Origin of the sequence: Methylosinus sp. sav-2 (assembly GCF_004366495.1) — a bacterium.
Lineage (GTDB): Bacteria > Pseudomonadota > Alphaproteobacteria > Rhizobiales > Beijerinckiaceae > Methylosinus.
In genome coordinates this window covers 66,763-77,447 of record NZ_SOEJ01000016.1, presented here as the reverse complement: position 1 = coordinate 77,447, position 10,685 = coordinate 66,763, and the positions used below count along the sequence as shown (strand labels likewise).

The following is a 10,685-nucleotide window of genomic DNA, read 5'->3' as shown; positions in this document are numbered from 1 at the left end:
TTGTAATAGAAGCGGACACGATCATCGCGCCACCTGTCAGGCAGCTATCTCAAAAACCGCAATCAACGCCAGGCGGCCGCCGCCGGAGGGATACGCAGCATTCGGCGATATTGTGGGCACAAGCGGACCTGCGCTTTCCATGCGATTTCATGGATCGACATGAAAAGAAATGACGTCCGACGTCATTGAAGCATGGGTGAGCTACATCGTCGTTCGTCTGCTCGACGATCCGAGCTTCAATGACCTTCTTGACCCGAATATTCTTCTTGATCCGCGCTCTTATTAAGCCTTTTCAAATTTCGTGGCATCCGCTTGCGGGTCGATTGCTCGACCTCCAGAACCCTTTCGAGCACGCTGATTGCTTGCTCGAACCAAAGCTGCGCTTCCGCCAGATGGCCTGTCGCGCAGAGCAGATCGCCGATATTGCTCAAGCACGTCGCCGTGTCCGGATGCGCGGACCCCATCGTCTTTTCGCAGGTCGCATAGACGCGCTCCAATATCAGCATAGCGTCCGTGTAAGCTCCCTTTTCGAACAGCGCCAATCCGAGCTTGTTCAAGGTCATCAACGTATGCAGATGCTCGGGACCGAGCAATGTCTCACGGATCGACAGCGCCTTTCGCAAAAACGGTTCGACCTCGCCGCCGCCGCCATGCGTATGGAAGAGATCCGTGAACTGATCGAGGAACGCCGCTATGTCCTTTCGCGTCACATTTACAGCCTGCTCGCGGTATGCCAATGCGCGCTCGAGCAGCTTCGCCGCTTCTTTATGGTTCCCACATAAAACGTGAATAATGACACACCCGTCGAGGCAGGCGAGAACCTCGGGGTGCTGTTCGTCCAGCAGCTCGTTGAAAATCGCCAATGCGCGTTTGCTATAGATCTTCGCATCGACGCGCTCATTCAATGAGTGCAACACGATGGCCGCTTCAGCAAAGCGCTCGGCCACTTCGACTTTGTCCGTCCCTGCGTTCTCCTCGAAGACTACGAGCGCGCGTCGGAGGCTTTCTCTGCTTTCGTCCAAATCTCCTTGCTTGCCTTCGGTCAACGCCAGACGGAGCAGAATATCTACTTTATCGCGATGACCAGATTGCTTCGACGCCTCGCAGTCGCCGAGAGCGTCGAGGAGCAACACTTTCGAGCGCGCGTAGTCTTGCCGCTCGAAAGCGCGCGCCGCCTGATCCATGAGCTTCTTGGCGCCGATAAAAAGCCGTTCGACGCTGTTCGGATTTGCCGCGCTCATCGGCCCTTCCGCATCTATCTTCGAATGATCCGGCGTATAGGCGAATTTCGAGCGAATATCGGAACTCATGATGACCCCCTCAGGCATTGTGAGCGTAGATCGTCCCTGACGGCAGAGGCCGCATCGCGCATTGGCGAGGGAAATAGCGATCTACCGCTATGCTCCGTCACCCGTTTCGACGGACCTAGACCTTCTGAGCCGGCCGACGTTTCCTTCCGAAAGCCGACGCCTACAAGAGGGGTCGCGTCGGACACGCTGTTCAGCACAAGCCGCAGCTCGACTGCTCGCGCACTCTGGCGTCACTCGCTCCCCCGACGCGCGCCGCCGCCAAAACAGGTCGTATTCGGCTCTGTCTAGGCATATGCTTTCCTAGCAAACCCCCTCGCTGCGGGTTATTAAAAAAAAAATTAGTCGGGCCGCTCTGCCGATCGCTCTCAATTCTCTGATCTCTAATTTCTTTTTTATATTTGATTGCTTGCAGCCTGGCTGCTTTGGGCCGACATTCACCCACGGGAAAAGAGCGCTTTTCCTTTTGCTGTCGGGTCTCAAACTGGCGTTGCGAATGAACCGCAAATCCTCACAGAGGCCTCACCTCAACGGGCCGTGTGGCTCCGCCATCATTACGATCCATCATCGGAGTTCCGCCCGGTATGCAAGCTGCTATGCTCGGTATCGTTCGCGTCGCCCTACAACGTCCATACACATTCGTCGTCGCCGCTCTTCTCATATTGATCTTCGGCGTGAAGGCATGGAGGTCCACGCCGACCGACATCTTTCCGAACATCGGCATTCCCGTGATCAGCGTGGTGTGGACCTATAATGGCCTGCCGCCTGAAGACATGTCCGGTCGTATCATATATTTCTACGAGCGCGCGCTGAGCGCTCAGGTCAACGACATTCAGCATATCGAGTCGCAGTCTCTAGCGGGATACGGCATCGTCAAAGTCTACTTCCAGCCCACCGCGAGAATCGACACGGCTCTGTCGCAGGTGACGGCGGCGTCGCAGACTGTCCTGAAGTTTCTTCCGGCCGGAATTACGCCCCCCTACGTGCTGACGTTCAACGCTTCTAGCGTTCCGGTCATCCAGCTCGCGCTATCGAGTCGAACTTTGTCCGAGACACAATTGTTCGATTATGCGCAAAACTTCATTCGGCCGCAGCTCGCGACCGTGGCCGGAGCCGCCGTTCCCTCTCCCTATGGCGGAAAGGTTCGCCAAGTTCAGGCGGATATCGATCCACGTAAGCTGCAATCCTACGGGCTGTCGGCGCAGGACGTCGTCGACGCGATAGCGCGCCAGAATCTGATATTGCCCGTCGGCACCCAAAAAATCGGAGTCTATGAATATGTCGTGTCGTTGAACGACGCTCCTCGGCAGATCGAGGAGCTCAACGATCTCCCTATCAAGGCGGCCGATGGCGCAATTGTCTTCGTAAGAGATGTCGCGTTTGTCCACGACGGAAGCCCTCCGCAGACGAACGTCGTTCGCGTCGATGGCGGAGCGGCGGTCCTCTTGGCCATCCAAAAGTCCGGCTCGGCTTCGACATTGGACGTCATCAATGGCGTGAATTCCTTGCTGCCGAAGATTCGCGAAGGGTTGCCGTCAGAAATCCAGCTCGTCGCCGTCGGCGACCAGTCTACATTCGTCAACTCCGCTGTCTCGAGCGTCATTACCGAAGGTCTGATGGCGGCCACGCTGACGGGGCTTATGATCTTGCTGTTTCTGGGTAGCTGGCGTTCGACCATCATCATCATCACTTCGATTCCGCTGGCGATCCTGTCCTCCATTGTCGCGCTTTCGCTCGTCGGCGAAACGATCAATGTCATGACGCTCGGTGGATTGGCGCTGGCGGTCGGAATTCTCGTCGATGATGCGACTGTCACCATCGAAAACATCAATGCGCATCTCGAGCAAGGCAAAGCGATCGAGGATGCGATCATGGACGGAGCTCGCCAGATCATTATCCCGGCGACCGTCTCTCTGCTATGCATCTGCATTGTGTTTCTTCCTATGTTCGGCCTCGGCGGCGTCGCCGGCTACCTCTTCAGGCCGATGGCGGAAGCGGTCCTCTTTGCGCTGCTCGCTTCTTACGTCCTTTCGCGGACGCTCGTCTCGACTCTCGCGCACTACCTGCTCTCAACCCCGGTCAACCATCACGAACGAGCCTCGCGATCGGCCAATCCGCTCGCGCGTGTCCAGCAAGCTTTCGAGCGCCGCTTCGAAGCGGTTCGGGCGCAATACAAGCGATTTCTCGATTCAGCTCTGTTGCGGCCACGCGCCTTCGTCACCGCCTTCATGGCGGTGGTCCTTTCCTCTTTCGTTCTGACGCCAGTCCTCGGACGTAATTTTTTTCCCACCGTTCAGGCCGGGCAGCTGAAGCTGCATCTTCGGGCGCCGACCGGCGCTCGGATAGAAGAGACGACGAAAATCTGCGACAGAGTCGAGGGGGCGATCCGCCAATTCATTCCACCTTCCGCGCTCGAGTCGATTGTCGACAACGTCGGACTGCCGATCAGCGGCATCAATCTCGCGTACGGCAACTCCGGAACGATCGGCGCTGCAGACACGGACGTCATGATCACGCTCCGCGAGGGCCAAGAGCAGGAAACAGAACATTACGCCGAGCTCCTCCGAGAACGGCTTCCGAGACTTTTCCCGGGGGTTTCTTTCGCTTTTCTCCCGGCAGACATCGTGACGCAGATTCTCAACTTCGGATTGCCGGCGCCCATCGATGTGCAGATCAGCGGGACCAATGTCGACGCCAACCGCGCCTACGCGGAACAGCTGTTTCGCAGGATCGCCAAAATTCCTGGCATCGCGGACGCGCGCATTCAGCAAGCCTTCAACACGCCCACTCTCAACGTCGATGTCGACCGGCCAGCCGCCTTCGACGTCGGACTGACGGAACGTGATATCGCGGTGACTCTGCAGGTGAACTTGGCGGGAAGCGTGCAAACGGCGCCGACGTTTTGGCTCAATCCGAAGAATGGCGTTTCTTATCCTATCGTCGCGCAGACGCCACAGATGTGGCTGAATAGCATGGATGCGCTGCGGACGACGCCGATGTCGTCCTCCAAAGGCCCGCAAATCTTGCAAGGCGTGGCCGACATCTCCCGCGGGCAGAGCGCGGCGGTCGTCTCGCACTATAATGTTCAGCAAGCGATCGACATCTACGCTAGTGTTCACCGACGCGATTTGGGAGCGGTCGCGGACGACGTCCAGAAAATTCTCGACGAGATGGCGGCGCAACGTCCCGCGGGCTCGACTGTCGCGTTGCGCGGACAGGTCTCGACCATGACGGCGACCTATGCGCAGCTCTATAGCGGGCTCGCTCTCGCTATCGTGCTCATCTACCTTCTGATCGTCGTAAATTTTCAGTCTTGGCTCGACGCCTTCGTCATAGTGTGCGCACTTCCCACAGCATTGGCGGGGATCGTCTGGGTCCTGTTCCTGAGCTTTACGACGTTGTCTGTTCCGGCCTTGACCGGGGCGATCATGTGCATGGGCGTCGCCACGGCGAACAGCATTCTGGTGGTGAGCTTCGCCCGCGGCCGCTTGGCGGAAGGGGCCGAAGCGTTGACGGCAGCGGTGGACGCCGGATTTTCCCGCTTCAGACCGGTCTTGATGACGTCGCTCGCGATGATGATTGGCATGGCGCCCATGGCGCTCAGCGCCGAGCAAAATGCGCCTCTCGGACGCGCGGTGATCGGAGGACTCATGTGGTCGACGGTCGCGACGCTTGTCCTCGTTCCTGTCGTTTTTTCGCTTATCCACTCTGAAACACGCGGCTCGAGGACATCGGATGAGTAATGAACCCATATGGATATCGGATCGGCCTACACATGTCTCGGCAACCGCGCCGATGACCATGGGACGACGCATGCTGTGGCCGATCCTCGGCGCGCTGATGGCGGTGGCGTTGGGCGCATGCGGCATAGCTCTGCGCTGGCGCGAAGAAGCGCGACTGGCGGATTGGACGCAGAGGCAGGCTGCGCCTTCGGTGCAACTGGCTACGATCAAGGCGGCGAGTGGCGGGCAAGCGTTGATCCTGCCCGGAGAAGTCAAGGCGTTCAACGAGGCGCAAATTCGCGCGCGGGTGAGCGGCTATTTGAAAAGCTGGAACTACGACATCGGCGCTCGCGTGAAGGCGGACGCGGTCCTCGCGACGATCGACGCTCCGGAGCTGGATCAGCAATATGAGCAGGCGAAAAGCGAGTTGGAAAAAACGGAGGCGCAAGCGCGGCTTGCCAAATTGACATCGAAGCGATGGGCCGCGCTACGCGCTTCCGCCGCGGTGTCGCAACAGAGCGTTGACGAAAAGGGAGGGGAAGTCGACACGAGATTGGCCGATGTCGCTTCCGCTCGCGCGAATATGGATCGGCTGAAGGCGCTGAAAGGCTTCACCTCGATCACAGCCCCATTCTCCGGCATTGTGACGGCGCGAAAAATCGACGTGGGCGTATTGGTCGGCCCGGGAAACCCGATCGAGCTCTTCGACATCGCCGACATTCATCAGATGCGCGTCTATGTGCGCGTTCCGCAATCTTTCGCGAACCGTATCAAGCAAGGGATGACGGCGACCTTGACGCTTTCACAATATCCCGACCGGAAGTTCGACGCTTCCGTGGTCGCCACCTCCGACGCAATCGCCGGAAGCTCGCGGACGCTGCTCGTTCAGCTGCTCGTGGACAATAGCAATGGCGCGCTATTGCCCGGCTCGTTTACCGAGGTTCATTTTCAGATTCCTGAAGACCCCAACGTCATCCGAATTCCCGCGACCGCTCTGCTGTTCCGGCGCAACGAGCTGCGGGTAGCCACGATCGGGACGGGCAACAAAGTTTCGTTCAAGAAACTTTTTGTGGATCGAGATCTGGGGACCGAGGTTCTGGTGACGTCCGGCGTCAAGGCGACGGATAAGATCATCGACTATCCGTCCGAATTGCTGAGAGACGGCGATGTCGTCGAGATTTCGCAGCCGACGGTCGACGGCCAGGAAGCGTCGTCGGTCCGCGGAGAGCGGAGAAAATGAATGTTCGTTCTGGGCTGCTGCCGATGCTGTCCTTTCTGACCGTTGCCCTTTCTGGCTGCAGCTTCGCACCGGACTATTCCCCTCCTGACGTGGAAACGCCGGCAAAATTCAAGGAGAACAAATCGTGGGCCGAAGCACGCCCGCGCGACGACCAGTCGAGAGGACCCTGGTGGCGCGTCCTGAACGACAGAACGCTGAACGAGATCGAAGCGCAAATCGACACCGGCAGTCAGAGCTTGGCGGCGTCTGTCGCCTTACTGGATCAGTCACGCGCCTTTGCGGCAAAAGCCGAAGCCGGGCTTATGCCGACGATCGATTTCAGCAACAGCTATTCGTCGAACAAGCAATCTGCGCATCGACCGCTTCGAAACTCCAATCGCGTGGCGTCGCCGCAAGGACTCGAGCAGGCGCTGATCGATGGCCGGCCATTCGATCAGCCATCCCATTACGGAAACAATTTGCTGAGCCTGCAATCGAGCTACGAGGTCGACCTTTGGGGAAGGGTCAGAAATTCGATCGCATCGCGAGAAGCGCAAGTGCAAGCGAGCGCGGCCGATCTCGAAACGATCCGTCTCAGCCTTCAGGCGGAAGTAGCGCGCGACTACGTGGCGCTGCGAACCGTCGACAGCGAGATCGCCCTATATGATCACGTCGTCGCAAGCTATGCGTTGGCGCTCGATCTCACGAAGACGCTTGTAAAAGGCAATGTCGGCGCCCCTTCCGATGAGCCACGGGCGATGGCGCAGCTCGAGGTCGCGCGCGCTCGTCGAGCCGAGCTCGAAGCGAAGCGGGCAATGTATGAACACGCGATTGCGACACTCGTCGGCAGAGCCGCATCTTCGTTCTCGATTCGACCTTCGTCTCGATCCAATGCTCAGCCGACGATTCCCTCGGCCGTTCCGCTCACCTTGCTCGAGCGCAGGCCCGACGTCGCCGCCGCCGAACGACGAGTGGCGGCGGCGAATGCGACGATCGGTGTGGCGAGGGCCGCGTTTTTCCCGCGGCTGACGATCAATCTTTCGGGCGGAACGCAGGACACCGGCCTCAGTCTGCTCAATTTCAAAAACAGCGTTTGGTCGGTTGGCCCGGCGATCACCCTGCCGATTTTCGACGGCGACGCACGCGTCGCCGAGTTGGACGCTTCGAAGGCCAGTCATGCTCACGCCGTCGCCGAGTACCGGGAGACCGTGCTGCGAGCCTTCCAAGAGGTCGAGGACAGTCTCTCGAATTTGCGCTGGCTCGCCAAGCAAGAGAAAAGCATCGGCGCGGCCGTGGCGTCGACTCAAAAAGTTCTCGACATCTCGCTCGTCCTCTATCGAGACGGCGCCACCAATTATCTCGATGTGATCACAGCGCAGACAGCGGCACTGGATGCGCGAGACGCTTTGCTGAGCCTCAAAGGGAAGAGGCTCCAGGCGGCGATTGCGCTGATGCTCTCGCTCGGTGGCGGCTGGTCGTCCGCCGACCTTCGGCATTTCGACAATCCGCTGACTGCCGCTCTGTCCAGCAATGGGAAAACGGGAGGCGAGCCATGACGGCTCGGTTACGCTCGCAGCCGCGCTGCGACAGCTGCGCTTTTTGGAGGCGTATGGAGAGAGACGGTGGCAGCTGCCACCGACGCGCTCCGAGCACGAGCAGTAGCTGCGACGAAGTCGCGCATTGGCCGCGCACCCACGCAGACGATGCATGTGGCGAATGGAGCCCAGATCGTCCAATCGCGGCCTTATCCTGTGGAGATTGTGTCCACTGGCGACATCCGAAGCAAGGAATAAACCCACTCGATCGCAAAGATCAGCTGCAGGACTGGTGGGCGCACGCCGGGCACTGCATTCGCACTGCGCCGTCGCCGGACGCCCAGCCGGGCAACAGGGCCTTCTGGCGCGCAACTCATGAAAGTGACGGCTGCTACGACGGCGAGGCCCGCTGATCTGCGGGTTCGGCGCAATTTGGCGTGCGCTCGATATTCGGCATTCATATGTAAACGCAACACAGGCCTACGTATGAAAACGCATAGAGTTGCATATGACATGCCATGGAGCGCCAGAATGACGCGATACGATCATCTATGTAAATATTGGTTACGGCCATGTCTAAGCAATATCCTGGCTTTGACCATGCCATTCGCCGCGCAATGCGCGGCGACGGGGCGCACATGTGATTAGATATTTTGTTTGTGTAGCGGTATGTCGCATGTTACGTAGCTTATTCTTTGGCATCGAAAGAGCGATGTCGCCAGTGCAATGCCGAGCCGTCTTCCCCCGACAGCGTCCGGGACAGCGCCAATGCGACGTCTGGGAAGCGGCTCCGCGAGCGCCAGTGATCGTGGAAGGGGACGAAAAGCGTTGAGCGTCGATAAAGCTTCGCAGCCAGGCTTCTCGCCGCGCGCCAAAGTGCTGCTCGTCGAAGACGACGAGGAGCTCGCGGGCGCTATTATCGACGCGCTGGCAAAGCGACAATATGAGGTCCTGCATATCTGCAACGGAAGCGAAGGCCTCTCCAAGGTCGGCGAGGGAGGCTTCGACATCCTCGTCATCGATCGCATCTTGCCCGAAGTCTATGGAATCAACATCGTTCAGGAGCTACGCCGACAAAATTTCAACGTTCCGGTTCTCATTATCAGCGCGCTAGACGCCGTCGACGAGCGAGTTCTCGGTCTCGAGGCTGGCGCAGACGACTATTTGATCAAGCCATTCAGTCTCGAGGAGCTGGGAGCGAGGGTCGATGCGCTGCTGCGAAGACCGTTGCAGAGCAGCGCCACCAAGCTTCAAGTCGGCCCGCTGACGCTCGATTTGCTGCGACGCACGGCGTTTCGCGGCGACGAAAAGATAGAGCTGTCGGCACGCGAGTTCCAACTGCTCGAATATTTCATGTCGAACGCCGGCCGGCTGGTGACGCGGCAAATGCTGCTCAAGGATGTATGGAAATTCCACTTTGTGCCGCAAACCAACGTCGTCGACCAGCATATCAGCAAGCTGAGGCACAAAATCGAAGGGGGAAGCACCAGCCGATTTTTCCTCAATGTCAGAGGTCAGGGACATATATTTGACCACCACGGCTAAAATATCCTGGCCATCGTTCCGCCGAGCGATCATGGCCGTGATCGCTTACGTCATGGGTACATTCGTGCTATTTGGCTTTCTGTATTGGAACTTATCGACCTGGGAAGTTGGACGATTTCGCTCCCTTTTGGAGCTTCAGGCATTGGGAATTTCCGCGTATCTCGAAGGACAGAAGAACCTGAGCCTAGAGGACAAGGCCTATAATCAGGCCTATCGATTGTCTGTATCTGGCCTGTTCGAACGCGATGGGTCTTACGCGCAAGGGAATCTGCACGAGATTCCATCGAGCCTGCTTTTAGATGGCAAGGCGCATCTCATACTCGACCCGAATGTGCGCTCTAAACGCGGTTTTGCGACACAGACCCTCTTCGTTGGAACGCGGCTTCCCGATCAGCGGATTCTCGTGATCGGCCGAGAAACGCCCGAGGTCGCCGTTCTCGAAGAGGCCGTGAAGCGCGTCTTTATGGAGGGCGTTTTTCCGTTCTCGCTCGTCGCTTTGATGATCGGCGCCTTCAGCAGCCGTAAGATGAGTGGGCGGCTCAGAGCAGCCCAGCAGCAATTGGACGAGATCAAAAGAGGCGCCTTGCACGAGCGCTTGACGATCAGCAATTCGAACGACGAATTGGACAGCTTGGCGCATTCTGTGAACGAGATGCTCGCTCAGCTCGAGGCGGCGATGCACGAGCTGGAACACGTCGGCAATAATATCGCCCATGACTTGAGAACACCGCTTGGCCGCGTACGAGCCCACCTCGAGCAAGTGCAGTCCGATTTTGTCTTGCCTCTCGAAGCGCAAGGCCGGATCGAGCAAGCGCTGAACAACCTGGATCAGAGCTTGAATGCGACTACGGCGTTGCTTCGTGTGGCTCATTTCGAAGCTGGATCGACCGATACGCACTTCAGCGAATTCGACGTTTCCGAAATGTTGCAAGAGCTGGTCGAGCTCTACCAGCCTGCGGCCGAATGCAAGGCGATAGAGCTCGTCGTTCGGAATGAGACGGAAGAATTTGCTCGCGGCGATCGGGACTTGTTGCTGGAGGCGTTCGCGAATTTGATCGACAATGCCGTCAAATTCACTCCAGAGCGAGGGATGGTCGAAATCCGCGTGATGAGCACGTTACAGGGGCCGATCGTCGAAATTCATGACTCCGGCCCCGGTATACCGGCCAATCAACGAAACCAAGTCTTCAAGAGATTTTACAGATCTCGGGAGACGAGACACGCCGCAGGCAGCGGACTCGGCTTGACTCTGGTTGCCGCAATTATTCGGCTCCATGGGTTCGAGGTCGAAATCAAAGACGCCGACCGGGGCTGCGCTTTCCTGGTCCAACTGTTCCGAAGAACACGATAGCGCAAC

The 10,685-nt window shown here is 58.3% G+C and carries 6 protein-coding genes; 5 read left to right on the top strand and 1 reads right to left on the bottom strand.

The genetic code is table 11. The features are described 5' to 3' along the window. Window positions 1–236: 236 nt before the first annotated feature. Complete coding sequence (locus tag EDE12_RS18695) at window positions 237–1,310, bottom strand: tetratricopeptide repeat protein (protein WP_026598251.1); 1,074 nt, start codon at window positions 1,308–1,310, stop codon at window positions 237–239. A gap of 593 nt (window positions 1,311–1,903) precedes the next feature. Between EDE12_RS18695 and EDE12_RS18690 the strand changes: the two genes are divergently transcribed. From EDE12_RS18690 to EDE12_RS18670, 5 genes are all read left to right on the top strand, one after another. Beyond that, window positions 1,904–5,050, top strand: coding sequence for an efflux RND transporter permease subunit (locus EDE12_RS18690; protein WP_026598250.1), 3,147 nt, complete (start codon window positions 1,904–1,906; stop codon window positions 5,048–5,050). Next, a complete protein-coding gene (locus EDE12_RS18685) occupies window positions 4,980–6,269 on the top strand; it encodes an efflux RND transporter periplasmic adaptor subunit (protein WP_134188221.1) in 1,290 nt (429 codons plus the stop codon). The genes EDE12_RS18690 and EDE12_RS18685 overlap by 71 nt, the downstream gene beginning before the upstream one ends. Next, window positions 6,266–7,804, top strand: coding sequence for an efflux transporter outer membrane subunit (locus EDE12_RS18680; RefSeq protein WP_024881732.1), 1,539 nt, complete (start codon window positions 6,266–6,268; stop codon window positions 7,802–7,804). The genes EDE12_RS18685 and EDE12_RS18680 overlap by 4 nt, the downstream gene beginning before the upstream one ends. An 807-nt stretch (window positions 7,805–8,611) precedes the next feature. Then, entirely contained in the window at window positions 8,612–9,328 is a 717-nt protein-coding gene (locus tag EDE12_RS18675; protein WP_024881733.1) for a response regulator transcription factor, read from the top strand. A 31-nt stretch (window positions 9,329–9,359) separates the two neighbouring features. Then, the gene (locus EDE12_RS18670) at window positions 9,360–10,679 is read left to right on the top strand and encodes a HAMP domain-containing sensor histidine kinase (RefSeq protein WP_024881734.1); all 1,320 of its coding nucleotides are present in this window, start codon (window positions 9,360–9,362) and stop codon (window positions 10,677–10,679) included. The last annotated feature ends 6 nt before the right edge of the window (window positions 10,680–10,685 follow it).

Bases quoted from the DNA above. Each gene is read 5' to 3' on its own strand.
- EDE12_RS18680 (WP_024881732.1), top strand. From the start codon at position 6,266: ATGAATGTTCGTTCTGGGCTGCTGCCGATGCTGTCCTTTCTGACCGTT.
- EDE12_RS18690 (WP_026598250.1), top strand. From the start codon at position 1,904: ATGCTCGGTATCGTTCGCGTCGCCCTACAACGTCCATACACATTCGTC.
- EDE12_RS18670 (WP_024881734.1), top strand. From the start codon at position 9,360: ATGGCCGTGATCGCTTACGTCATGGGTACATTCGTGCTATTTGGCTTT.
- EDE12_RS18695 (WP_026598251.1), bottom strand. From the start codon at position 1,310: ATGAGTTCCGATATTCGCTCGAAATTCGCCTATACGCCGGATCATTCG.